Source organism: Bacteroidota bacterium (assembly GCA_017303975.1).
Lineage (GTDB): Bacteria > Bacteroidota > Bacteroidia > JAFLBG01 > JAFLBG01 > JAFLBG01.
Map to the genome: position 1 here is coordinate 195,921 of JAFLBG010000001.1, position 25,630 is coordinate 221,550.

Genomic DNA, 25,630 nt, shown 5'->3' on the forward strand with positions numbered 1-25,630 from the left:
TTGGTATTGGTAATTGTAGCTTTCTTAACGTTCTTGAATAAAAAACAAAAGATACAAGCCACTTAATACCAACTAGCATTGGAAAATGCACCTGTTGATGAATATCATTTTTTAGTACCTCTCTTTTTACCTAAATTTCAGCAATAAAAAAATGTGTTATGGAAATTACGCCCGAAATTGCGGAAAAATTAGATCTCCTAAATAAGAAAATTTCTTCTACTGGTCAAAGCTTTTCAGCCTACTTAGATGGATTTTTGCATGCGGATTATTTGAATTATTGGGATTATGTAGAAGTAGATACCCTACTAACACTACAAAAGCCGCGCACAAAATTTCCGGACGAGGTTATTTTTATAATGTACCATCAAGTAACAGAGCTGTATTTTAAACTTTGTTTACATGAGTTAAAACAAATTGCAGATTCTGAAAATACCACAGCTGCTTATATGTACGAGAAGCTAAGACGCGTTAATCGTTATTTCGAAGCACTTACCAAGTCGTTTGATATTATGGTGGATGGGATGGAAAAGGAGCAGTTTTTACAATTCAGAATGTCGCTGATGCCCGCCAGTGGCTTTCAGTCGGCACAATACAGAATGATTGAAATTTACTCAACCAACTTTTTCAATCTAGTGGCAAAAGATAAGCGAGATAATTTTTCTGTTAACCACACAGAAAAAGATATTGAGGGCATGTATGAGTTTATTTATTGGAAGTATGGAGCTACCGAATTAGCAACAGGAAAAAAGACATACACCTTACTTCAATTCGAAGAAAAATATTCTAAGCAATTTATTGCAACAGGCCAGAATGTACTAAAATCAAATGTTTGGGCAAAATACCTTTCATTGCCGGAAAGCGAACAGAAAAATGAGAAGTTGATTTCTGCGTTAAAGCAGTTGGATGTAAACGTTAACGTAAACTGGCCACTGGTGCATTACAAATCGGCAGTGCGCTACCTACAAATGGATCCAAAAGACATTGCCGCTACCGGTGGAACTAATTGGCAAAAGTACTTGCCTCCGAAATTTCAGAAACGAATTTTCTACCCAACAATTTGGAGTGAACAAGAAATTGCAGATTGGGGGAAAGCCTTTATTTTAGAGGCTTTAATGAAATAGAAATCAATTAGTTTTAGAGGATGAAAATTTATCGGTAAAGTACTTTACAGGATACCAGGCTGCTATGTATCCAATTATAAATACACTTATTAGAACATAAACTACATCCATTAGCAGTATTTTAACGGGGTAGGCCTCTACTACAAAGCCCTCGTCAAATTTTATTAAACTAAATTTTTGCTGTAAAAATACTAATAGCAATCCTAGGAAAACACCGCCAAATGCGCCTAAGAATGTGATTAGCATCCCTTCTTTCATAAAAATACTCCTAACCATTTCTTTGTCGGCACCCATGCTCCACAAGGTTCTAACATCCTTTTTCTTGTCGAGAATTAACATGGCAATGGAACCAATTACATTGAATGTGGCTATTATCAATATAAACAAGAGAATAATAAATGTCCATAGTTTCTCGGACTTGAAAGTCTTATACAGTAATTCATTCTGTTGCTCTCTATTTTTCACCGTATATTCTTCGCCTAAATGCTGTTGTATTCTGTCTTGCAACTGCTTATCTATACTCTTGTTATCGAACCGTATTTCTAAACTACTGGCCTTATTATCTGCATCTAGCAATTTAGCAGCAAAATCAAGCGATACAATCACATACTTATAGTCAAACTCATCATTCACCGAAAATATGCCGCTAGGAAAAGCAGGCTGTTGACTAAATCCATCTTCCGGATTGAGCTTTGCGGACAAGCCTTTTCTAGGAACATAAAACAAAACAGGCGTAAATGGGTCGCTGTTATTTATTTGTAATTGATATGCAACTCCACGCCCCAATAGACAATAGTTTGTAGCATCATCTTTAAGTATATATTCTCCTTCTTTGATAAGCGTATCAAATTGTGTAATGCGCTCAAATCGATCATCTACGGCTTTTAAGGTTGCAATGCACTGCTTATCGCCATACTTTACAAGTGCATTTTCTTCTAACACAAAAGAATAGTTAGTAAGCTCCGGCCATGCTATTAGACTTTTAATTTTAGTGTCGTCTATAGAAAATGTTTTTCCTTGTGCTGCAACAATTCGAATATCCGGGTCGAACGATTTGTATAAATCTTTTACTAAGTCTGAAATACCATTAAATGCAGACAAAACAACAATCAACGCCATAGTGCCTACCAACACCCCAATCACCGAAATAATTGAAATTATATTTATGGCATTATGCGATTTCTTAGAGAATAAATACCTACGAGCAATGAAAAATGGAAGATTCAAAACAAGCTTATTTTTTTAACAACTGATCTATTCTTTCGGCATAGTCCAACGAGTCGTCAATAAAATATTCCAACTGAGGTACAATGCGCAATTGATGCTTTACTCTATTTCCAAGAGCTTTACGTATTTGCGATGTGTTTTGCTCAATATCTTTTAACAACTTATTCTTGTCAGTCGCATTAAATAAACTTAGATAAATACGGGCAATGGATAAATCGGGAGTAACTCGTACAGTAGTAACTGTAATGAGTGGGTTTCCAAAAATAACTTTACCATCACGTTGAAACCAATCGCCAATTTCTTTTTGAACCAATCGTGCTACTTTATTTTGTCTAGTTGTTGTCATGCTGTAAAGATAACAATTCGGCTTTTATAGCAACAGTATCATTTACACAAATGATACTGCTTAACAAACTCTTGAGTTAGGGGAGTATAGGGTAGCAAACCTGAATTAGGCAATTCTATTTTTGCAGTGCTTTTGGTGTCATTTGATCTACAAAATTGAGCTAACAGAGCATCGTAGCTATTTGCATAGTTTTTAGCCAAAGGCACATGTTTTTTAGCATAACTAAATAATCCTATCCATAAAATACAACACATGGGCAGCAAGGCATATATAGACACTTGCGCCATTCTTTCATTTTGCAACCCCAACTTAAGTAGTGTAATCCAAATAAATGCAACAACTAAAAAACTTGGCAGGAGCCACGTTCGTATTGGACCCAATGTTTTAGTAAAAATAAAATAGTTTAGAATAAACGTTATTGCCATGCTTATTACCAATAGTACCAATAGTTTGCGTTGCAATTGTTTTAAAACGAATATGGAATGCGCAGATTGTTTCACTTGAAACACCCTTGGAATCAGCAATAAAAACAATAAAAAAGAAACCAGTACAATACAGTTTTTGGACGTAAATAAAACATCAATCAAGGTGGTGTAGTTTTTTTCAGAAAAGTAAATAGGAATGCCTGCTAAGCTTTGCGGTTCAACAACGTCAACTAGTGTGGGTTGAGAAAGTAATCTTTCTTGATTTCCGGTTGCAGCTAAACTAATTCCTAAGCCTGCACCAATCAATAGATACAGCACCAACATTTTCTTTTGCATAACAAAAGGTAGCTTTACAAAACTACTTTTTACAATTTTTGAATATACAAAAAATGTAGAGGTAGAACCTATCAGTAAAATAGCGGTCAACTCAGAAGCCCCCGCTATATATATTCCGGACACAACAAGTAACAAATAGGTGAGTAGGTTACTTTTTTCATTGAACACCAAACTGATTGCAAACAGAGCTATTACAAAACTTTGCAAATGAAAAACAGAAGAACTGATCCAAAACCAGTTGTCAGTTAATTGCGGTGCAGCAAAAAAAATAATCATCGTTGAAAGTACCGCTAAACAGACTTGCCAAAAAGCATTTGGAGCAACCACGCCTATTTTAGCAATTACTTTTTTTTGTAATGAATAAACGCTGGAAATTAGGACTAGTAGTGTAAATGAATGGTGCAGAACAATAATCCAATTAATATCTAAAAAATTCGTTGCTTTCCCCCATAGCAAATAGAAATATAGTAATCCGCTCCAACGAGCACTCCAATTGGAACAAACATATCTTACGCTATTGTAGATGCCACCTTGCGTATCGAGTAAATTCAAGAAAAAAAATTCTTCGGACGACAATCTGTTGTAAAATGAAAGGGAAAAGTAAAAATAGAGAAATAGCGCGCCAATCAAGCCAATGACAATTGGTAATAAATATTCCTTCACAAATCGGAATTGGTTCATTTATTTAATAAATTTAGCATATCATGTCGAAAAGAAAATTCAAAGCAAAGAAAGAGAAAAGAAGTACGAAGTCGTATCTTTTTCAAGAAATTTTAAGAATACTTAAATCTAAGCCCACACAATCGTTCAACTATAAGCAAATTGCAGCCCTTTTACATATAGAGAATCAGGCGGATAAATTACTTATCAATACACTGTTAGAAGATTTTGTAGAGAAAAAAGTGGTTGTTGAAACACAAAGAGGTAAGTACAAAATTTTTAAAGACGAAAAACTAATCTCCGGAAAGGTTGATATGACCATGTCCGGATCGGCATTTGTAATTCCGGAAGATGAAGGTGCAGATATATTTGTTTCTGCAAACAACTTAAATTCCGCTATGCACCAAGACTTGGTTCGCATCAGAATTGTGGATAACCACAGAGGAAAAGCCGAAGGTGTGGTTGAAGAGGTTATTAAAAGAGCGCGTACGGAATTTGTAGGAACCATTCAAAAATCGAAAACATTTGCCTTTTTGGTTCCGGATAATGTGCGAATTAATACAGATATTTTTATTCCACCAGACAAGCTTGGTATTGCAGAAGACAAACAAAAAGCAGTAGTAAAAATAATCGAATGGCCTACAAGTGGCAAGAATCCAATTGGAGAGGTTGTTCGCATTTTGGGATTTGCAGGAGAAAACGATACCGAAATGCATGCCATATTAGAGGAGTTTGGCTTGCCATATAGCTTTGAAGAGGTGGTAGAAAAATTTGCAGATTCTATCCCAAAAGAAATTTCGGAATCGGAAATAGCCAAAAGGAGAGATTTTAGAAACATTGATACATTTACCATAGATCCCTTTGATGCCAAGGATTTTGACGATGCCTTGTCTTTTAAAAAACTTACCGACAATACTTATGAAATAGGTGTTCACATTGCAGATGTTTCGCACTATTTGCAAGAAGGAACCATTTTAGACAAAGAAGCAGAAAGTAGAGCTACCTCTGTTTATTTAGTGGATAGAACCGTGCCAATGTTGCCCGAAGCGCTGTCTAACTTTTTATGCTCCTTGCGACCAAACGAAGATAAGTTGTGCTTTTCGGCAGTTTTTGTGATTGACAACAATGCGAAAATTTTGGAACAATGGTTTGGGCGAACAGTGATACATTCCGACAAGCGCTTTAGTTACGAAGATGCACAAGAAGTGCTGGAAAGTGCATTTAACAAGGTAAAAGAAAAGAAGCCTTTGTTAAGCGGACTGGAAAATAAATACGAAGAAGAATTATATATTTTAGATTCTATAGCAAAAAAATTGCGGGAAGAGCGAATTAGAAAAGGAAGTATAACATTCGAAAAGCAAGAAATTAAATTTCAATTGGATGAGTCGGGAAAACCAACCGGAGTGTACTACAAACAAATGAAAGATTCTAATAAATTGATTGAAGATTTCATGTTACTCGCAAACCGAAAGGTGGCCGAGTTTGTAGGCAAACCTAAATTTGATGCGAAAGGAAAACATGAAAGTCAAAAACCCAAACCTTTTGTTTATAGGATTCATGACAAGCCGAACGAAACAAAATTGAAAGCTTTTTCTGAGTTTGTAAGTAAAATGGGGTTCAAACTGAATATTACAAATGATAGTGTAGCTGCACAGTCGATGAATAGCTTGCTTAAGGAAGTTGAAAAAAAACCGGAGGCAAATGCCATTGAATTGCTTGCTATTCGCACTATGGCAAAGGCTGTTTATTCCATAAATAATATTGGGCATTACGGCCTTGGGTTTGAGCACTATTCGCACTTTACATCTCCTATCAGAAGATATCCGGATGTTTTAGCGCACCGATTGCTAGATATATATTTACGAGGCGAGAAAAAAAATATTGATGAAAATGAGCTAGAATCTAAGTGTAAGCACTCTTCCGAAATGGAAAAAATTGCTGCCGATGCAGAACGAGCTTCCATCAAGTATAAGCAAGTAGAGTTCCTAAAAGATAAGATTGGCGAGCAGTTTGAAGGTATGATCTCCGGAGTGTCAGAGTGGGGAATTTATGTAGAGATTATTGAAAATCACTGCGAAGGAATGATTCGGTTGAAAGATATTGAAGGCGATTATTATTATTTTGACGAAGACAACTTTAGAGCCGTTGGCAAAAAAACCGGGAAAACATTGCGCTTAGGAGACAAGATAATGGTAGAGATAAAACGTGCCGACCTCATAAAAAAGCAAATTGATTTTTTATTTATTGAAAAAATAATTGCTACATCAACAGACGATAGCTTTAAGGCGCCTAAAACAAAAGAATCTGCCCAAAGAATAAAACAGTACAAACCGAAAGATAAAAAAAAGACCGACAACACACATTTCAATGATGAATACGGTTTTGAAATATAAATTTACGGTAGCCATTTTTTATTTTTGAATAGAGTGTTCTAGTATATTTAAATTTTTTAATACAGTTTGAAATGAATAGTATAAGCAGTTTAATAACTAACGAAAGTGTTCTGGTATTTGTATTGCGCGTAATATTGGGGATACTTTTTTTCTTTCAGGGGTACGACAAAATTTTTAAAATAAAAATCAGTGGCGTAGTTGATTTTTACAAATACGAACTCGGTACGATAAGAATGCCAAATTGGGTATTGGCACTATCAGCCTACTACACCTCCTATATAGAGTTGATTGGCGGTATTTTATTAATTGTTGGTTTTTTTAAAAGCTGGGCACTCTATTTATTAGGAATTGATTTGATACTGGTAACAGCCGCATTTAGCATGATTAAACCTATGTGGGATATGCAGTTGTTATTCCCAAGGTTAATTATCTTATCCATTCTATTATACCTACCCGCCAACTGGGACTTACTCTCCATCGACAACCTATTTAGATTTTAGTTTTCGGCTGTGCATTGATTTTATCTATTTGCGCTTGCACGCAGCTTTTCAATGCTTTTTTATTTACTTTTACGGGAATAATTGGAGAAAATGAAAGTTACAGAACACATAAAATCAGCTAAAAAGACCTTGTTCTCTATAGAAATTTTACCACCGTTAAAGGGGAAGGGAATTCATTCTATATACGAAGGAATAGATCCACTAATTGAATTTAAGCCTGCATTCATTGATGTTACCTATCACAGAGAAGAATTTATTTATAAAAAGCGCGAAGGTGGATATTTGGAAAAAATAGCCACTCGCAAGCGTCCAGGAACTGTTGCTATTTGCGCTGCATTGATGAACAAATATAAAATTGATGCTGTACCTCATATCATTTGTGGTGGTTTTACAAAAGAAGAAACAGAGAATGCTTTGATTGATTTGAATTTTCTGGGGATTGATAATGTATTGGCATTGCGAGGTGATTCTATTAAAACAGAACCCACTTTTGTTCCTGAACCTAATGGACATGCTTATGCGTTAGATTTAGTTAAGCAAATTGTTCAGCTCAATAAAGGCAACTACTTGTTTGAAGATATTATCAATCCTACACCCACCAAATTTTGTATAGGCGTAGCGGGATATCCCGAAAAACATTTTGAAGCGCCAAATTTGACTTTTGATTTAAAACATTTGCAAGCAAAGATTAAGGCTGGTGCCGAGTATGTTGTTACTCAGATGTTTTTTGATAATAAAAAGTTTTTTGAGTTTGTGAATGCATGCAAGGCCGCAGGGATAGACGCTCCAATTATTCCAGGTTTAAAAATATTGAGCACCAAGAAACAAGCTTCTATGCTTGCTAAAACTTTTCATATTGACATTCCACAGGAATTTTTAGAAGAGATAGAGAAGTGTAAAACAGATGAACAGGTGAAACAAGTCGGCATTGAATGGTCAATTAATCAGTGCAAAGAGCTTGTTAAATTTGGAGTTCCTTGCTTACACTTTTATACAATGGGAACATCTGATACCACAAAGCGTGTGGCAGAAAAGGTGTTTTGATAGTAGTCCCACTGTAAGTTGCAGGCTAAGTAAAAAATAAACGTGTATTACAGTGTACCATATTTCAATTAATTCTAATTCTAATTTACTTGGCAATCTTCTAGCTTTAAATTCTAGCTATTCTTCCTACTGTCTTCTAAATAGCAATTGCAATCATCAGCAAGAACAAGGTGATTGGAACAAACAATTAAATAAAGCAAAATCCTCTTATCTGCTTGGGTTGGGAGAAATAGATTTTATTGGAGTAAATAAAAACTGTATGTACGAACTGGATGTATTTACCCAAAAGCATAAGGGTAAGTGGCTGTTCGGCTGCATTTCGTACGATATAAAAAACGAAATAGAGAAATTAGAATCCGAGAACTACGATGGATTGGAATTCCCGCTGATTCATTTTTTTGTTCCTAAATATGTAGTAGAAATAAATGAGAATAATTGTACTATCCATTCACAAGGGGCCAATGATTCAAAAGAAGAAATAGATACGCTTATTGCTAAACTTACAAATACCCAAATTGCGCACCCCGATTCGCAAAATGCGAAACTCGAAACAATCAACCTGGAAACCCGCAATTCAAAACAAGAGTATCTTGCCGCTGTAAACAAGCTAAAACAACATATTCAGTTAGGAGATATTTATGAAGTAAATTATTGTATGGAGTTTTTTGCTCAAAACGTAACCATAAATCCTATTACAGTTTATGAAAAATTAAATACGCTAACCATGGCTCCCTTTTCTGCATTTTATAAAAACGGCTCCAACTATGCTTTGTGTGGCAGTCCCGAACGATTTATAAAAAAAGAAGGGAGCAAAATTAGTTCTCAGCCAATAAAGGGAACGGCTAAACGCTTTGAAAACAAAGAAGAAGATGAATTAGCAAAAAAGCAATTGTTTGAAAACAAGAAAGAGCGCAGCGAAAATGTAATGATTGTTGATTTGGTTCGCAATGACTTATCACGAATAGCTACCCGCTCGAGCGTCCAAGTAGAAGAGCTTTTCGGGGTATATACATTTAAATCGGTACATCAGTTAATTTCCACTATTAGCGCAGAAGTAAAACCCGACCTGCAATTTATAGACATTCTAGAAGCCTTATTCCCTATGGGCTCCATGACAGGCGCTCCAAAGATAAGAGCCATGCAGCTTATAGAGCAATACGAAAAAACAAAACGGGGTTTATATTCCGGTAGCATAGGCTATATTAAGCCGAATGGCGACTTTGATTTTAATGTAGTAATAAGAAGTATTCTTTACAACGAAGAAAAAGAGTATGTGTCCTTTATGACAGGAAGCGCTATCACTGCAAATTGTGAGGCAGAAATGGAATACGAAGAGTGCCTATTAAAGGCAGAGGCATTGGCGAAAGCATTGAGATAAAGACTTACCTATTTTATCTAAACAAGTGTTATATTTAGCATCCTAAATGAACTTAGAAGAGAAAATAGCAAAGCACGTAGAGTCAATAACTGATGAAAAAGACCGTTTAGTTGCTTCGCTGAAATATATTCAAATCAACAACCCCAATATTACCAATGAGACGGAATTGGCTGAAAAATATTTAGGATTAGCTCAGGAGCTTCAATTTAAAGAAGGTGAGATTTGGGTTAAAGTCCTGCTCTCAAATAATAAGCAATACAACATTTACCAAAACATTGAAAGCTATGAATTCAAGAGTTTAGTAGCATATATACATTCACTAGCTGATTCTAGCTGTAAAGGGTGGGTGTTGCTTGCTATGATGCGTATCTATTTTATGCAATCGAGTTTCCTGAATACGCTCGAGCTCTTAAGTATCATAAAGAAAATAGCAGCTAAGTATGATGACAAACTTCTATTAGCTGAAACAGTAAGCTATAGCGCCTTATTTAAGATAGATTTGCAGGACTATAAAGAGGCAGCGCGTTTATTTGGAGAGGCAGCCTCCCTGTACAAAGAAATTGGAGAAAAAAAAAGCGCTGCTTACGTAAACTATTATATTGCAACCACAAATCATTCTTCAAATAATTTAATTATAGCCGAAAAACAGTATCTAGAATGTATTGAGGTGTTTAGACAATTAAAAAATGAAAAACAAATTATCTATATTTTACTAAAAATTGCTGAAATAAAAATAGCATCTGCTGATTTCAACTCAGCACAAAAAATAATTAAGGATGCCCTAGCTAAAGCGACAGAAATTGGCGAGACTAAAATTTCGGCTCTAGCTTTTATTTTATTGGGCGAGATTTATATTCTCCAAAATAAATTTACCTCAGCGTTAGAGTATTTGACAAAAGCCAATAAAATAGATAATGAAATAGGGGTAGGCGCTTCGAAAGAAAAACTATATTGGCTCTCCTATGTTGCAAACAAAAACAGTAATGATACACTCCGCGCTTTATTTTTTTTAGAGAAGCACAACGAACGCTTAAAAGCAGAATCGATTAGATTTTCTGATAGCTCCCTACGACAATTAGAGGTTAAATACGCAACCGAAACTCTTGAAGCAAAAGCAGAATGGGAGCGAAAAAGAAACGAAGAGATTGCTGCAAGTATTAATTACGCCAAACGTATACAATACGCATTGTTAGCCCACGATAAATTCTTGAATAACTATATACCACTGCATTTTGTTTTATTTAACCCCAAAGATATTGTTAGTGGCGATTTTTATTGGGCTACTTATAAAAACAATACTTTTTATTTAGCGGTGTGCGATAGCACCGGGCATGGCGTTCCCGGGGCATTTATGAGCCTATTGAACATTTCCTTTTTGAACGAAGCCATTAACGAACGTAATCTAACAAAACCTAGCGAAATATTTGATCATGCCCGAAAGCAGCTTATAAAGAGTATTTCAGCCGAAGGCCAAAAAGATGGATTTGATGGGATACTTATAGCCTTTGATTTCACTACAAAATCCATAACATATGCTGCAGCTAATAATGCACCAATTATTATAAGAAACAAAGAAATTTTAGAACTGCCAAAAGATAAGATGCCCGTGGGAGAAGGAATTGAAGATAAGCCGTTTTCGCTATTCACTATTGATTACTTGAAAAACGACAAGCTTTATTTATACACTGATGGATTTGCCGACCAGTTTGGTGGACCTAAAGCAAAGAAATACAAATACAAGCCTTTGAATACTTTATTGCAAGTAGTATCAAACTTTCCAATGCAAGAGCAAAAACATAAATTGCAAAAAGAATTTATTGATTGGAAGGGAAATACAGAGCAAACAGATGATGTGTTAGTTGTAGGGATTGATTTGGATGTTGTTTTCTAATTACATTTGTTGAATGCTGCATGAATTAAAAAGCCATATAGAACAATACATACCCGGTTTTAGCGGTAAAACATTTTTATTGGCTGTGAGCGGAGGGATTGATTCTGTTGTTATGTGCGACTTGTTTCATAAACTAGAGTTAAAGTTTGGTATTGCACATTGTAATTTTACACTTAGAGGTAATGAGTCTGATGGGGATGAAGTATTTGTAAAGCAACTAGCAAAGCAATATGGCACTCCTTTTTTTTCTACGAGCTTTAATACTACTGAATTTGCTGCAAAAGAGGGAATTTCAACCCAAATGGCAGCCAGAGAACTGCGCTATCAGTGGTTTGAAAAAATCAGACAAGAAAATGATTTTGATTTTATATGTACTGCCCATCATCAAAATGATGTGGTAGAAACAATACTTATCAATATAACAAGAGGTGCCGGGATTGCGGGTTTGCATGGCATTCTACCGGTAGCGAATAATATTTTCCGACCATTACTTTTTACAACACGAGAAGAAATAGAAGCATACGCCCACACAGCTCAAATTAACTACCGAACAGATAGTAGTAATCATTCCGACTATTACATTCGAAACAAAATAAGACATCATGTTATTCCAATACTAAAAGAAATTAATCCCAGTTTAGAACATACAATATCTGAAAGCGCTCGTTTACTGGGAAGTATAGAACAATATTACTTAGACGGCATAACTCAAAAAAAAGAAATTTTACTTAAGAAAAAGGATTCGGGATATGCAATTGATATTGTTGAGTTGCAAAAAGAAAAACATATTTCAGTCTTGTTGTATGAAATACTCAAAGAGTTTGAATTTAATGCATCCACAATAAACGATATTTTGATTGCCCTGAAGTCAAACGAATCCGGCAAACGTTTTTACTCAACTAATTTTGTGGTAGTAAAAGACAGGAATGTCTTGGTGATAGAGGAGAAGGGGCGTCTGTCGTTTTCGGAAATAGGCATTGCAGAAAATACAACTACCGTAACAGAACCAATTAAATTGACTTTGCATAAAGCAAAAAAGGCTACAGATTTTATAATTAGCAAAGTCAATACCATAGCGCAATTAGACAAGGATAAACTTGTTTTTCCGCTAAAAGTAAGAAGCTGGCAACCGGGAGATTTTTTTTATCCATTAGGAATGGAGGGAAGAAAATTGTTGAGCGATTTTTTTATTGATGCTAAAATCTCTGTTCTTGAGAAACAAAGAATTTTTGTATTGGTGAACGGAAACAATGATATTATCTGGATTATAGGGCATCGATTAGACAACCGATACAAAATAACTTCCCAAACAAAAACTGTTATGTATTGCCAAATGGCTTAATTGATATAATTTAGCACTATGCAAGAAAAAAATTTGTTTGAAGAAAGGCAGTATTTAGGGTTGAACAAATCAACATTAGCTCGGAGATTGTTGTTGGCGCTGTTTTGCTTTGTAGCGTACTATTGGTCGGAAAACCCAAAACCGGTAGAGGTAATTTCCGGCATTGAAATTGTTTCTTATCCTATCGAGGAAATACCAAATTCGGGAGAGCTCTTTTTTGTTTTGGGAGTTTTTATTATTGTACTATCCGTGGTGTTGGCTTTTGTACCACACATTCGAACTGTAATAACCCCAAACTATATATTATTAGAGGGTTTTTGGACTTCTAGAAAAGTAAAAATTACTTTAAACAATATTTCTACTGCAAAGCGCGTTAGATATAGTAAGTATAATTTAAACAGGCCTGTTTATAATATGCACAACAAGGGAGTTATTAAATTCTATACATCCGGAAACGATGCTATAGAGCTAATAGACAATGAAGGCTTAAAGTATAAAATTGGAACTCAAAAACCGGAAACTTTTTTATTTATTACTGAAACCTTATTGAAAAACTCCCGTACAACAACTTAAATCTGTCGTTTATTTCTGATAGATATTGTTAAACCCTTTAAATACGAGAGTTATGAACACAGTTAGAGTAGCATCTATAGAAAAAGAGCAATTAGCAACATTGCATTTCCCATCTCAAGAAGTTTTAGATTCGAAAGAAGCTAAAGACCAACGTTTAAAGGATTTGGAAAGAGCGTTAACGCTTGGAAATTTAGACCATATTAAAATAAAATTAATATTTGCCGATAACGAAGGCGATAAGCAGGTAGAAACTACCGTTTGGGGTATAACCGACAAAAGGGTTATTCTTAAACAAGGGCTGCTCATACCAATTCATCGTGTAAAGGAAGTACGAATTATCTAAAAAATTCGTAAATTCCATATATGCAACACGGTACATTGGTTCGCTTTTTTTACAGCACCTTATTTTTTGCTCTATTTGTTACTTTAGGGTTTTCTCAAATTCAGAAACCTGTTAAGTGGAGTTTTAGTGCCCAAAATACATCTACAAACATTGTTGAAGTTAGGTTAGAAGCCACTATTGAAAAAGGGTGGCACATGTATGCTATTAACCCGGGTAGCCCGGATGTTATTCCAACTTCGTTTACATTTTCGGTAAGTCCTTCTTACGTTTTGGTTGACTCTGTTGTTCAGGGAATTCCGATTACACGCAAAGAGCCGGTATTTGACAATGCGGAACTCAATTTTTTTGAAGATCATGCAACATTCACTCAGAACGTTCAGCTAAAATCGAGTGATAGTGTAGTAATTAAAGGCAGTCTGGAATTTATGGTGTGTAGCGACAATAGTTGCCTTCCGCCCGAAATTGTTGAATTCGCAATACCCGTTTCAGCGGGCGAAAAAAAAAACGGTAGTTCCGAAATAACATCTACCGGAACAACAAAATCGAACACACTCATATTTATTTTGGGTTTTTTGGGAGGATTAGCCGCACTGCTTACACCCTGTGTATTTCCAATGATTCCGCTTACGGTAAGCTTTTTTACCAAACAAGGAAACGGACGCTCCGGACTTAAAAATGCCCTTATTTATAGCTTTTCCATTATTATAATTTACATCGCTATTGGATTTTTAGTTACAGTTTCTCTGGGCCCAGATGCCCTAAACGCCTTGTCTAGCAACGAGTGGATGAATCTGCTTTTCTTTATCATATTCGTAGTTTTTGGTATTTCATTCTTAGGTGCATTCGAAATTACATTGCCCAGCAGTTGGGTAAACAAAGCTGACAAAGCCTCTGAAAAGGGCGGATTAATTGGAATATTCTTCATGGCATTTACACTTTCTTTAGTTTCCTTTTCTTGTACAGGTCCTATAATTGGCAGCTTATTAGTAGAAGCTTCTGTTGGAGGAAACTACATGGGACCGCTAACCGGAATGCTTGGCTTTTCTGTTGCATTGGCATTGCCATTTGGCTTGTTTGCAGCGTTTCCGCAATGGTTAAATTCACTGCCAAAATCGGGCGGTTGGTTGAATAATGTAAAAGTTGTGTTGGGATTACTGGAAATAGCATTTGCGTTAAAGTTCCTTTCTATTGTTGATTTAGCAGGGTTGCACATCGACTTTTTGAATTTTCATATAAACGGACCTATAGGGTTTTTGAAACGAGAGCTGTTCCTTTCCCTGTGGATTGTCATTTTTACGCTTTTAGGATTTTATTTATTGGGAAAAATTAGATTTTCCCACGATTCGCTTGACACTAAATACGTTTCCATTCCTAAGTTTTTATTTGCCGTACTTGCTTTTTCTTTTGTGGTGTATTTAGTGCCGGGATTATGGGGTGCGCCTTTAAAGCTAATCAGCGGATTCCCGCCACCGTCCTTTCATAGCGAGGGTTGGGGGACGAATTCGCATGCACCAGCCGTGTCAACAGGTCCCAGTACACACGCCAATACATCTAGTGGACAAAAACACATTCAATGCCCGCATGGATTAAATTGTTTTCACGATTACTCGCAGGCGCTTGATTACGCAAAACAGGTTAATAAACCGCTACTAGTCGATTTTACAGGGTGGGCTTGTGTAAACTGCCGTAAAATGGAAGAGAATGTGTGGATAGACCCAGCGGTAATGAATAGACTTCAGAATGAGTATGTATTGGTATCACTTTATGTAGATGATAAAACACCTTTGCCTGAGGCAGAACAGTACATATCAACTACTACAGGTAAAAAAATTAAAACAATTGGTAATAAGTGGAGCGACTTTCAAACAGAGCGATTTAAAACGAACTCCCAACCTTGGTATGTAATTCTGAATCATGAAGAACAAGAATTAATCCCTGCACAAGGCTATAATCCTAACATACCTGAATTCGAGCAGTTTTTAGATGCCGGAATTAAGGCGTTTAAAAAATAACTTTTATTGACTAACCTTTATAAATCAGGTGTCGAACCCATTTGGAACTAAGAAAATAAAAAAGCAAAGCAGATTCTCATAAAAAACCAAGCTTTGCTTGTAGTCCCGACAAGAATCGAACTTGTATCAAAAGTTTAGGAAACTTCTATTCTATCCGTTGAACTACGGGACCAGATATAATTTCAACCATGTATAGTTGTAAAAACAGTGCATTCTTTGTGATCCCGGAGGGATTCGAACCCCCAACCCTCAGAGCCGAAATCTGATATTCTATCCAGTTGAACTACGGAACCAATTAAGTTCACAAATGTATTGTTTTTGCTGATATTTTGAAACCAATTTACTAATCTGATTTTTCGAGTGTAAAAATGTCTTCTAAGGGCTTTTTAAATACTCTTGCGATTTTTAGCGATAATACTGTGGAAGGTACATACTTATTCGACTCTATGGCATTGATAGTTTGTCTGCTTACTCCCACCAATTTAGCGAGTTCTTCTTGTGTAATGTCCTTAATAGCACGCTCTATTCTTAGATTATTCTTCATGTGCCATTTTTTTGTTTTGTATAAATATGGAAACTCGGAAGTGAATTACAAAAACAAGAAGCAATAAAAACATATTTACTGTCAGTGCCCAATAAAACGAGAACCCATAAATAAACAGATTAGATAAAAAAATTAATATCGTATGCATAAAGGCGGCAGTCAACAAGGAATTTAATCGCAATCTCATAATAAATTCATCCTCTATCTTCTCTTTCGAAAAGGCAACAAAAAAAAATCCAATAATTAGTAATGATATTAAAATTTCATATGCAAAATCATCTCTAATCAAAGTAAACCAATGGGTCTCTTTTAAATGTGCTTTTTCTCCAATATACAGAACCTCACCATCTCCGTAAACTTGAAAAACAGTTACATTAAAAAATTTTTCAGGGAATATTTCCAATTTTAGTAAAAGCAAAAATAAAAGACCAACAAACAATAAAGAGTATCCCACTGGTTTGATTCTATAGGGTAACAAAGGAATCGATTTCATAATCTTATGTTTTTATAAAATCAAAAGTAAAGTATGTTTTACATAATGTCAAGTATAAAATATAATTAGACAAGCAAAATTAACATTTTTTAAGAGTTAATTAATCTTAATTTTAGCATATACAAACCACTCCATTGTTTAAACAGGAATTGAAATATACCAACATTCTTTACTACCTATTATTAGTAATAATAGCAATGGGAGCTCTATGGCAAGTCGCATTTTTTCAAAATAGCGTAAAATGGGATTTTATTGAAGTGGTATTTCCTTGGCGATTTTATGTTGGCGAATGTTTGCAGGCGAATACATTTCCATTATGGAATCCTTATCAGCAACTGGGTTATCCAATGTTTGCTGATTTGCAATATCCATGGTGGTATTTAGAGCAATTGGTAATTGGATTTTTATTTGGCTATAACAACTACATCATGCAACTACTATTAGTTGGCTATGTTTGGCTAGCAGGTGTAGGTATGTTTAAATTGAGCAATTGTTTTGTCGGGCATAGGCCTGCTTCTTTTATAATTGCTTGTTCCTACATGCTGTCAGGCTATTTTATTGGACATGCTCAATCACTCACGCTTATTATTGGAGGGGCATTTTTGCCTTTTGTGTTGTACTATTATATTCATTTGCTCGAATCCCCCAATCTAAAAACTACACTCAAGCTATCCGTTTTTTTATTCCTATTAATAAGTGGGGGCTACCAAGCGTTAACAATAATTTTAGCCTACTTACTTTTAATCTTATTCATAAGCAAATGGTGGTGCGAACGAAAGAACAAACTATTTCTTGTTGAATTGCTAAAAGCGCATGGACTTCTATTTGCAATAATTATTCTAGAAAGTCTATGTTTATTTGTAATTGTATTTCAGCTGCATGGGCAAACGAACAGGTTGTTTGGTGGTACAGTAGATTTTGTAAACGAGTTGCCTTTTACTCCACAAAGTATGTTGTCTTTTATTCTACCAAATGCAACGGTAGAGAATTTACATTTTTTTAACACCGACCTTTCTTTAACCAACGGGTACATGGGAATTATAACTCTTGTGTTTACTTTGTATTCAATACTGTTTCTGCCGAAAACAAAAACAGAAATTATATTGCTTGTATTTGGCTTGCTTTCTCTTTTAGCTGCTTTTGGTAACTATACTCCTGTAAGAACTTGGCTTTACTACATTCCGATGTTTAATACATTTCGGTTTACGGGTATTTTTAGGCTGTTTACAATTATTATTTTCTTGCTTCTTGCGGGAAAAAGCATCAAGCTTTTTTTTGAAAATGGAATTGCTGGAAAAAAAATGATTTCACAAGTTGCACTAGTGGCAAGTGTTTTGGTCGGCTTTCTTGTCTATTCCTGTTTTATTCATAATTCGGAACTGCTGGTGTTTAAGGGGAATATTATAAAGCAATCGCTCGTCCAGCTTTCTATACTTCTAGTTTCGATAGTTCTTATAGCAAAGCGGAAGCCGACATTGCTTACTATTGTTTGCGTTGTTGATTTACTTATTGCAACCCAATTAAACTCACCTTATACCGTATTCTCGGAAACAACACCCAAAGAAATTCATTCAACTATTGGCGAGAACTCAGAAGCATTTTCAACTCCATCAGCCACACCTATTATAAAAAATTCCGATGCCAAAGCGTCTATGAACGGGATTGGTAGAAATTGTAATTTGTTTAAAAAAGAAATTTCTTATGATGGATACAGCTCGTTTTGGCTAGCAAATTACGATAAGTTTTATTACGAGAATCCGAATCTTAGACGAGCTGTTTTACAAAATCCGTTTATCTATTTCTCATCAAACCTGCTCCCAATAAGCCAATTATCAAGTGACACAAGCACACTCATTCAGACATCTACAATATTTGTTCCGGATTCTGTGTATGCACACTACAAAAATAGCGCCTTAAGAACCGATTCTGCAGATTATATAAATGTTCTATCCTTCTTACCAAATCAAATACAGGTAGAGGTTAGTACAAAGAATACGCAGTTGTTAAACCTATTACAAAGCAATTTTCCGGGGTGGGAGGTAACAATAGATGGAAAACCTGTCAATCACTTTTCGGGAAATATTTTATTTATATCTACGGTTGTGCCTTCCGGGAAACATAGTATTACCTACACATTCAATAACACTATTTTTATTTCAGCTCTTGCAATTAGTTATGGTGTGTTTTTAACTGTTTTACTTTGTTTGATTTGGCTTGTTTTGAAAGAGAGTAAATACAAACACTACATTTTACTTTCATTCATTTGCTCCACAATCGCCATATTTATGATTGTTTACTACACACATAAAACTACAAGTCTAACACCCCAAGAGCTTACTTCATTTATAAAAGAGAAAAGTAAATCATACCCAATTCTGCTCAATACCGATAAAAATAATCAGTTACAGTTGCAACTAAGAAATAGTTATGATGTGCGCTATACAAATAGTTGTGATATAAATAAATTTGCGCAGTTTCTTGCAAAGAATAATAGTGATACGTGTCTTTATGTTCAACACAATACGGCAAGAGCGGCAAATCTGAATTTATATCTGCAAGAAAACTTTATGTTGCTACAGTCGCACAAAATTGAAAATGGAGAGTTGGTTTTATTGGTAAGAAAAAAAATTAAAAGCGAATTTCTTGCCTATGCAGATTTTGAAAGCGGTCAGTCTAATTGGAGTATAGATTCATTGGCGCTTGACACAAATGTATACTTCACTAAACAACATTCGTACTCGTATATTCCGACAAGGGAATGGGGTATTTGTTATACAATAGAAGGGAAGCAACTAGAAACTGTTTCGAAGAAAAAATTTTTGACAATAGCTTTGAAATACAAAGGGCCTAACACCAATCGAGCACTGGTGGCTATTTCGGTTCAAAATGGAGAGCATATTTTAAAGTGGGAGAAACGATTTTTGAGTGATTTTCATTCCTCTGAAACCGAATGGAATCAATTGTTTTGGGCTAGCGAAATTTCTTCGATATACCCGCAGGAAGCAAACAAGATTTTGATTTATGTTTGGAATATAGAAAAGGAAACCTTTTGGGTGGATGATATGAGTATTAATGCCCATTAATGAAAGAAGGGCGGTAATTTTTTACCGCCCTTCTTCTTATAAAAGAACAATTCTTCTAGGCTTCTTTATCTGCCTTGCCTGTTCCGGCTCCCATCGTTTCTAAATCTCTATCGAAGAAATACAAGCCTCCTTTGTCATCGCCAATCAATTTTAATTTATCCATTACTTTTCTGGCTAACGCTTCTTCTTCTATTTGCTCAGAAACATACCATTGTAAGAAGTTGTGAGTGGTATAATCTTTCTCTTTCAAGCACGTTTCTACTAATAAATTAATTTCATGAGACACTTTTATTTCATGTTCTAAAATTTCCGAGAAAACAGCTTTTAACGATTTAAATTTAACAGGAGGCTGTCTCAATGCAGGCACAACGCCATTGCCACCTCGTTCATTAACAAACTTAAGTAGTTTAAGCATGTGCATGCGCTCTTCGTCCGAGTGTGTATATAAAAATTGTGCTGCGCCTCCAAAGCCTTCTGTTTCTGCCCAAGACGCCATAGCTAAGTAATATTGAGAAGAAGATGCTTCCAGCTCAATTTGCTTATTTAATGCGGTTTCTATTTTTTTCGATATCATATTTTTATTTTTTTTAATATTCTATTTTCTGTTGATTAGTATTTTGCTTGATATTAAGCTGTTGCCAACAGCAAATTGCCAATACATACTGTGCTTACAGCTCGTCAATTATCATCAATGCTTCTTCCAATTCTCCAATGGTTTTCATGTCTTTTTTCGAGTTGGCAATGAAAATGCCTTTACGATAAATTTGAATTGCCTTTTGCGATTCTCCTGTTTGTTCGTATAATTTACCTAATTGATAGTATGCAGGAAGGTAGCTTTCGTTAATGCTGTGGGCTTTTTCTAATAATCCGATAGCCTCTTCTAAACGCTCTTCTTTTGCGTGTTCTAGCGCCAATGCATAAATTAAAAATACATCATTGGGGTCGTTTTTTAACATTTCTAACAACAGGGTAACACGTTTTGTTTCGCTCATGATTTATACAATTGATTTAAATTGATTTAAAAATCTTACATCGTTCTCAAAAAACAAACGAATATCTTTTACTTGGTATTTTAACATCGTAATCCGCTCTACGCCCATTCCAAAGGCAAATCCGGAATAAACACTACTATCTATTTTGCAATTATCCAACACAGCAGGGTCTACCATTCCACACCCCAAGATTTCTACCCACCCGGAGCCCTTGCAAATATTGCATCCTGAACCTTTACAAAAAGGACAAGAAACGTCCATCTCTGCACTAGGCTCTGTAAAAGGAAAATACGATGGGCGCAATCTTATTTTGGTATTGGCGCCAAACATTTCTACGGCAAAATAATTAAGCGTTTGCTTTAAATCTGCCAACGAAACTTCTTTATCTATATACAATCCTTCTACTTGATGAAACTGGCAGTGTGCACGTGCCGATATTGCTTCGTTACGATACACCCTGCCTGGAGATATGGTACGAATAGGCGGTTTGTTGTTTTCCATCAAATGCACTTGTACCGAAGATGTTTGTGTTCTCAATACAATTGCGGGATCTGTTTCGATATAAAACGTATCCTGCATATCTCTTGCCGGATGATACTCCGGAGTGTTTAATGCAGTAAAATTATGCCAATCGTCCTCAATCTCTCTTCCTTCGCTAACAGTAAAGCCTATGTGCGAAAAAATATCAATTATCTCGTTTTTTATTTTTGTAATGGGATGTGTTGAGCCCAATAAAACAGGTTCTCCTGGAAGTGTGTAATCCATTGCTCCCGATGATTTTTGTGTAGGAGCATCCATGCTAACCTTCATTCCTTCCCATTTTTGTTGAGCAGCTGTTTTTAGCTCGTTCAACTTTTGACCCAATTCTTTTTTAAGTTCGGGAGTGGTGGTTTTAAAGTCTTCGAATAGATCATTCAAAACACCTTTTTTACTAAGATATTTCAAACGAAAATTCTCTAACTGCTCTTTCGATTCTATCGAAAACGCATCAACCTCGTTTAGTATGTTTATTATTTTTTCTTTTAACACTGGTATCTTACAAAATTAAGGTAATGTGAAGGTGTATGCAATTTATACGATACAAATTTATGAACTACTTAATAACTTTCATTTTCAAAACTCGCACATCCTGCAATGGCCTGGAATTTTGATCTACTTCTACGGCAGCTATTTTTTCTACCACGTCCATTCCCTCTACCACCTCTCCAAAAACAGTATAGCCGCCATCCAAGTGAGGTGTTCCTCCAACTGTGGAATATGTTTTGATTTGCTCTTCGTTAAATTTAAAATATGCTTGCTTAAGCAATTCGGCATCAATAGCTGGCTCTATCTGTTTTATCAATGGTTGCAGGCTGTCGAATTTGCTTTCTGTTTGAAACTGGATGAACTTATTTCTAAAATCGGCATATTCCGGCTTGTTTATTAATTCGGAAAATATTTGTTGCTTTAACGGTGCGTTTTTCTGGGCTTCCAACATTTTTAAATCCGATTCGGTAAATGTTTTTCCTTGTACAATATAAAATTGGCAATCGGACGATTCTTTATTCGGATTTTGATCATCGCTCAAACGAGCAGCTGCAAGTGCACCCTTTTTATGAATAAGTTTAGCATTAAATTCGGCAGGCACGGTACTCCCAAAACCGCCATTGCCTAGCATTGTTCCACTTGGCGCACGCTTAGAATCCGGGTCTCCACCCTGAATCATAAAATCTTTAATTACCCTATGAAAAAGTAAACTGTCGTATTTATTGCTACGAACAAGTTTTAGAAAATTATCTCTGTGCTTAGGTGTTTCGTTGTATAGCTTTATTTTTATGTCGCCCTGGGTGGTTTTAATTAACACCTTTAGCTCTTGCTGTGCGATGGCTGAAATTGACAAAAACAAGCATATTAAAGAGAAGAATCGTACTAACATAATGGCTTTTTTAGAGATAAATGGTGTATAATGTCCTTAAAATATTCATTTTCACTTAAATAAAAAAATTAAGTATATTTGTTAGGATAGTCTTAACCCATAAAACTATTATAACATGAAAACTATAACTATACTTTCAACTAAATTGCTTTTGGCTAGTTTGATTTTAATAGCTATTACAAACTTTGGCTGCAAAAAAAAGGATACCACTTGTACCGCCAATGTATATGTAGTTGATGCCAGTGGAGCTCCTGTAGATGGCGCTTCTGTAAGATTGTGGGCAAACACCTCTAACAATCCTTCCAACAATACTAAGATTGAAGAAACGCAAACAACAGATAGCGATGGCTTAGTGGTTTTTGAGTTTAAACTTCAAGCTATATTTAATGCAGATGCAACAAAAGGCGCTCTAAAAGGCTCTGCTATTGTGAAGTTAGAACCCGGAGAAACTGTAGATAAAACTATTACGGTTCAATAGTCTCCTCTTCCTTAAAGAAATTAACAATTGCTTCTTTGATTAAGTATTGTTGTTCTCCTGCTTTTAGTGGGGGAAGCTCCTCTTTTAATCTCCAATGTGGCCACCCATCCTTATCTAAACCTTCATATTCATAATAGCCATAGGGTTCTAATAATTTGCAAATAGCTATGTGCAACACATTTAGCTTTTGGTCTTTCGAAAACTTTTTGTAGCCCATCCCCAACACTTGAACACCAATCAAAAAAAGCACTCCATCTAAATCTAAACTACCACCAAATTGAGTATTAAGTCTGGTTAATAATATATTCCAATCTGCTTTAAGTTTTTCTATCTGTGCGGCTTCGGGTAGCATTTTTTTTCTTTAAATATACAAAGTTGTGCGGGAATTTTTTCAAACATCTTTTTTGTTCGGTATAAAAAAATTAGGTTTGTGCGGAAAATTACTCATCTATGTTGGTAAAAACATTTGGCTGTGCGGTATATGGTATAAACGCTACACTTGTAACGGTAGAGGTAAACATTTCTACCGGTGTAAATTTCTTTTTAGTTGGATTGGCAGATAGTGCTGTAAAGGAAAGTCAACAACGTATTGATGCGGCATTAAAAAACAATGGATATAAAATTCCGGGAAAAAGTATTGTAGTAAATATGGCTCCTGCCGATATAAGAAAGGAAGGCTCTGCTTACGATTTAACCATTGCAATGGGAATACTAGCTGCATCAGAACAAATAGTGGCCGATACAATAAGCGATTATGTGATTATGGGTGAACTATCGTTAGATGGCGGGCTTCAGCCAATTAAAGGTGTATTGCCAATTGCATTAGAAGCAAAGGCAAAAGGCTTTAAGGGAATAATTTTGCCAAAAGCAAATGCCAGAGAAGCCGCAGTTGTTAATGGATTGCAGGTATATGCTGCCGAATCGATAAAGCAGGTAATTAATTTTTTTAATGGCGAGGAGCAACTTATTGATGCCAGCACAAACATTGAAGAAGAGTTCTATTCTAAACTAAATGTATTTGATGTAGATTTTTCGGAAGTAAAAGGGCAAGAAAATATAAAACGAGCATTGGAAATAGCTGCAGCAGGCGGACACAATGCAATTTTGATTGGCCCTCCCGGAGCAGGAAAAACAATGCTTGCAAAGCGATTACCTACTATATTACCTCCCATGACGGTAGATGAATCGTTGGAGACAACCAAGATACATTCTGTTGCAGGTAAAATGGGAAAAAACATTGGATTGATTACCACTCGTCCTTTTCGCTCTCCGCACCATACTATAAGCGATGTGGCGCTGGTAGGAGGGGGTAATGTTCCACAACCCGGAGAAATTTCTTTGGCGCATAATGGCGTTTTGTTTCTAGACGAGTTGCCTGAATTTAAGCGTACAGTGCTTGAAGTAATGCGCCAACCGCTAGAAGATAGAGTAGTGAGTATTTCTAGAGCTAAGTTTTCTGTAGAATATCCTGCAAGCTTTATGCTTATTGCCTCCATGAACCCATGTCCGTGCGGTTTTTACAACCACCCTGAAAAAGAATGTGTTTGTGCACCCGGCATTGTACAAAAATATTTGAATAAGGTTTCTGGTCCTTTGTTGGATAGAATAGACATACATATCGAGGTAACACCGGTTTCTTACAACGAATTGTCGGCAGAAAGAAAAGCGGAGGCTAGTGAGCTAGTAAGAGAGCGTGTGTTAAAAGCACGTGAAACTCAGCAAAAAAGATTTGCCGAAAAGCCAGGTATATATGCCAATGCACAAATGGGTTCTCAGCTACTTCGTGATATTTGTAAACTGGACGATACTGGGCATCAGCTTTTAAAAACTGCGATGGAGCGTTTAAAATTATCTGCAAGAGCTTACGATAGAATTTTAAAAGTAGCGCGCACCGTTGCAGATTTAGACAGCAGTATAGATATTAAACCCAATCATTTAGCCGAAGCCATACAATACCGAAGCCTTGACAGAGAAGGTTGGGCGGGGTAGGATAGTTTGTCGATATAGCCAATTAATAAAGATATTTTTAAGAAGCTGGTTCCGTCTATTTTGATATGTGTTTTAAAAGAGCCAGTTCTGCACTTATATTTTTATAAATCAACAAATTTAAATGTTACATTAGCTACCCTAAAACAATTATATGAAAAAAAACAATTTACTTTTCTTTATTTTATTAGTAACGGGACTAGGCAAGGTCTTTGGTCAACTTACTCCCGATATTTTGTATTACAAATTTGATGGTAGCGGAACTGCTGTTCCTAATTTAGCTACAGCTGCTACAAGTGTTACAGATACTGCCACACTAATGGGAGCGCTAACACAAGGAGGTAACGGGCTTTGCAAGGGGGCGCTTATTGGAACAGGCGGGTCAAGCAGTAATGATTATCTTAATACCAATTGGACCCCAAATATAACAGGATCTTCGTGGACAATTTCTTTTAGAACATCGAATGTTCAACAATCAACTTCTACATCTTATATATTTGGCGATGTAAATTCAGGGTCGTTCAGATGTTTTACCGGTGGCGTTGCAG

24 protein-coding genes and 2 tRNA genes are annotated in these 25,630 nt (G+C 35.8%); 14 read left to right on the forward strand and 12 right to left on the reverse strand.

Going from position 1 to position 25,630, the window contains the following annotated elements; all coding sequences use genetic code 11:
* Positions 1-158 precede the first annotated feature (158 nt).
* Complete coding sequence (locus tag J0M08_00880) at positions 159-1,121, forward strand: tryptophan 2,3-dioxygenase (GenBank protein MBN8701595.1); 963 nt, start codon at positions 159-161, stop codon at positions 1,119-1,121.
* 3 nt (positions 1,122-1,124) lie between these two features.
* Here the strand turns inward: J0M08_00880 and J0M08_00885 are convergent, their stop codons facing one another.
* From J0M08_00885 to J0M08_00895, 3 genes are read right to left on the reverse strand one after another with little or no spacing between them, the layout of a single operon-like run.
* Positions 1,125-2,348 carry an ABC transporter permease gene (locus J0M08_00885; protein ID MBN8701596.1) on the reverse strand — a complete coding sequence of 408 codons (1,224 nt, stop codon included), beginning with the start codon at positions 2,346-2,348 and terminating at the stop codon, positions 1,125-1,127.
* Between the two features lie 7 nt (positions 2,349-2,355).
* On the reverse strand, positions 2,356-2,694 hold the full coding sequence (gene rbfA, locus J0M08_00890; GenBank protein ID MBN8701597.1) for a 30S ribosome-binding factor RbfA: 339 nt from the start codon (positions 2,692-2,694) through the stop codon (positions 2,356-2,358).
* A 38-nt stretch (positions 2,695-2,732) separates the two neighbouring features.
* Positions 2,733-4,136, reverse strand: a complete 1,404-nt coding sequence (locus J0M08_00895; protein MBN8701598.1) for a hypothetical protein — start codon at positions 4,134-4,136, stop codon at positions 2,733-2,735.
* Positions 4,137-4,159: 23 nt separating this feature from the next.
* On the opposite strand from J0M08_00895, the gene rnr reads away from it, so the two are divergent.
* From rnr to J0M08_00940, 9 genes are all read left to right on the forward strand, one after another.
* Entirely contained in the window at positions 4,160-6,508 is a 2,349-nt protein-coding gene (gene rnr, locus J0M08_00900) for a ribonuclease R (protein ID MBN8701599.1), read from the forward strand.
* A gap of 71 nt (positions 6,509-6,579) precedes the next feature.
* Positions 6,580-7,008, forward strand: coding sequence for a DoxX family protein (locus tag J0M08_00905; GenBank protein ID MBN8701600.1), 429 nt, complete (start codon positions 6,580-6,582; stop codon positions 7,006-7,008).
* A 90-nt stretch (positions 7,009-7,098) separates the two neighbouring features.
* The gene (metF, locus tag J0M08_00910) at positions 7,099-8,052 is read left to right on the forward strand and encodes a methylenetetrahydrofolate reductase [NAD(P)H] (protein ID MBN8701601.1); all 954 of its coding nucleotides are present in this window, start codon (positions 7,099-7,101) and stop codon (positions 8,050-8,052) included.
* Between the two features lie 52 nt (positions 8,053-8,104).
* Entirely contained in the window at positions 8,105-9,430 is a 1,326-nt protein-coding gene (pabB, locus tag J0M08_00915) for an aminodeoxychorismate synthase component I (protein MBN8701602.1), read from the forward strand.
* A 46-nt stretch (positions 9,431-9,476) separates the two neighbouring features.
* Positions 9,477-11,321 carry a SpoIIE family protein phosphatase gene (locus J0M08_00920; GenBank protein ID MBN8701603.1) on the forward strand — a complete coding sequence of 615 codons (1,845 nt, stop codon included), beginning with the start codon at positions 9,477-9,479 and terminating at the stop codon, positions 11,319-11,321.
* A 13-nt stretch (positions 11,322-11,334) separates the two neighbouring features.
* Positions 11,335-12,663: a tRNA lysidine(34) synthetase TilS gene (gene tilS, locus J0M08_00925; protein ID MBN8701604.1), complete on the forward strand. Its 1,329-nt coding sequence runs from the start codon at positions 11,335-11,337 to the stop codon at positions 12,661-12,663.
* Positions 12,664-12,681: 18 nt separating this feature from the next.
* Complete coding sequence (locus tag J0M08_00930) at positions 12,682-13,236, forward strand: hypothetical protein (GenBank protein ID MBN8701605.1); 555 nt, start codon at positions 12,682-12,684, stop codon at positions 13,234-13,236.
* Between the two features lie 52 nt (positions 13,237-13,288).
* Positions 13,289-13,579 (forward strand): hypothetical protein, encoded by a 291-nt coding sequence (locus tag J0M08_00935; GenBank protein MBN8701606.1) that lies wholly within the window; start codon positions 13,289-13,291, stop codon positions 13,577-13,579.
* Positions 13,580-13,599: 20 nt separating this feature from the next.
* Positions 13,600-15,591 carry a thioredoxin family protein gene (locus J0M08_00940; protein MBN8701607.1) on the forward strand — a complete coding sequence of 664 codons (1,992 nt, stop codon included), beginning with the start codon at positions 13,600-13,602 and terminating at the stop codon, positions 15,589-15,591.
* 100 nt (positions 15,592-15,691) lie between these two features.
* Here the strand turns inward: J0M08_00940 and J0M08_00945 are convergent.
* The 4 genes from J0M08_00945 to J0M08_00960 form a co-directional block, all read right to left on the reverse strand.
* Positions 15,692-15,763: transfer RNA gene (locus J0M08_00945), tRNA-Arg, on the reverse strand.
* Between the two features lie 47 nt (positions 15,764-15,810).
* Positions 15,811-15,884: transfer RNA gene (locus tag J0M08_00950), tRNA-Arg, on the reverse strand.
* Between the two features lie 50 nt (positions 15,885-15,934).
* A complete protein-coding gene (locus J0M08_00955) occupies positions 15,935-16,135 on the reverse strand; it encodes a helix-turn-helix transcriptional regulator (protein MBN8701608.1) in 201 nt (66 codons plus the stop codon).
* Positions 16,125-16,628 (reverse strand): hypothetical protein, encoded by a 504-nt coding sequence (locus J0M08_00960; GenBank protein ID MBN8701609.1) that lies wholly within the window; start codon positions 16,626-16,628, stop codon positions 16,125-16,127. Before J0M08_00960 ends, J0M08_00955 begins: the two co-directional genes overlap by 11 nt.
* A 134-nt stretch (positions 16,629-16,762) precedes the next feature.
* On the opposite strand from J0M08_00960, the gene J0M08_00965 reads away from it, so the two are divergent.
* Positions 16,763-19,711: a hypothetical protein gene (locus J0M08_00965; protein MBN8701610.1), complete on the forward strand. Its 2,949-nt coding sequence runs from the start codon at positions 16,763-16,765 to the stop codon at positions 19,709-19,711.
* 55 nt (positions 19,712-19,766) lie between these two features.
* Here J0M08_00965 and J0M08_00970 read toward each other — a convergent pair whose 3' ends face one another.
* The 4 genes from J0M08_00970 to J0M08_00985 all read right to left on the reverse strand — a co-directional run bounded on the left by J0M08_00970 (position 19,767) and on the right by J0M08_00985 (position 22,618).
* Positions 19,767-20,285, reverse strand: a complete 519-nt coding sequence (locus tag J0M08_00970) for a ferritin (GenBank protein ID MBN8701611.1) — start codon at positions 20,283-20,285, stop codon at positions 19,767-19,769.
* A gap of 94 nt (positions 20,286-20,379) precedes the next feature.
* Positions 20,380-20,703: a tetratricopeptide repeat protein gene (locus J0M08_00975; GenBank protein MBN8701612.1), complete on the reverse strand. Its 324-nt coding sequence runs from the start codon at positions 20,701-20,703 to the stop codon at positions 20,380-20,382.
* 3 nt (positions 20,704-20,706) lie between these two features.
* Positions 20,707-21,732, reverse strand: coding sequence for a phenylalanine--tRNA ligase subunit alpha (gene pheS, locus J0M08_00980; protein MBN8701613.1), 1,026 nt, complete (start codon positions 21,730-21,732; stop codon positions 20,707-20,709).
* A 64-nt stretch (positions 21,733-21,796) separates the two neighbouring features.
* Positions 21,797-22,618 carry a peptidylprolyl isomerase gene (locus J0M08_00985; protein MBN8701614.1) on the reverse strand — a complete coding sequence of 274 codons (822 nt, stop codon included), beginning with the start codon at positions 22,616-22,618 and terminating at the stop codon, positions 21,797-21,799.
* Between the two features lie 115 nt (positions 22,619-22,733).
* On the opposite strand from J0M08_00985, the gene J0M08_00990 reads away from it, so the two are divergent.
* On the forward strand, positions 22,734-23,096 hold the full coding sequence (locus J0M08_00990; GenBank protein ID MBN8701615.1) for a hypothetical protein: 363 nt from the start codon (positions 22,734-22,736) through the stop codon (positions 23,094-23,096).
* Here J0M08_00990 and J0M08_00995 read toward each other — a convergent pair.
* On the reverse strand, positions 23,083-23,448 hold the full coding sequence (locus tag J0M08_00995) for a hypothetical protein (GenBank protein MBN8701616.1): 366 nt from the start codon (positions 23,446-23,448) through the stop codon (positions 23,083-23,085). The two genes, J0M08_00990 and J0M08_00995, sit on opposite strands and share 14 nt — an antisense overlap.
* Before the next feature lie 98 nt (positions 23,449-23,546).
* Between J0M08_00995 and J0M08_01000 the strand changes: the two genes are divergently transcribed.
* Together J0M08_01000 and J0M08_01005 are read left to right on the forward strand one after the other, a co-directional pair.
* Positions 23,547-25,085 (forward strand): YifB family Mg chelatase-like AAA ATPase, encoded by a 1,539-nt coding sequence (locus J0M08_01000; protein MBN8701617.1) that lies wholly within the window; start codon positions 23,547-23,549, stop codon positions 25,083-25,085.
* Between the two features lie 151 nt (positions 25,086-25,236).
* Positions 25,237-25,630 (forward strand): hypothetical protein (locus J0M08_01005; protein ID MBN8701618.1); only part of this gene is annotated, 394 nt, incomplete at its 3' end.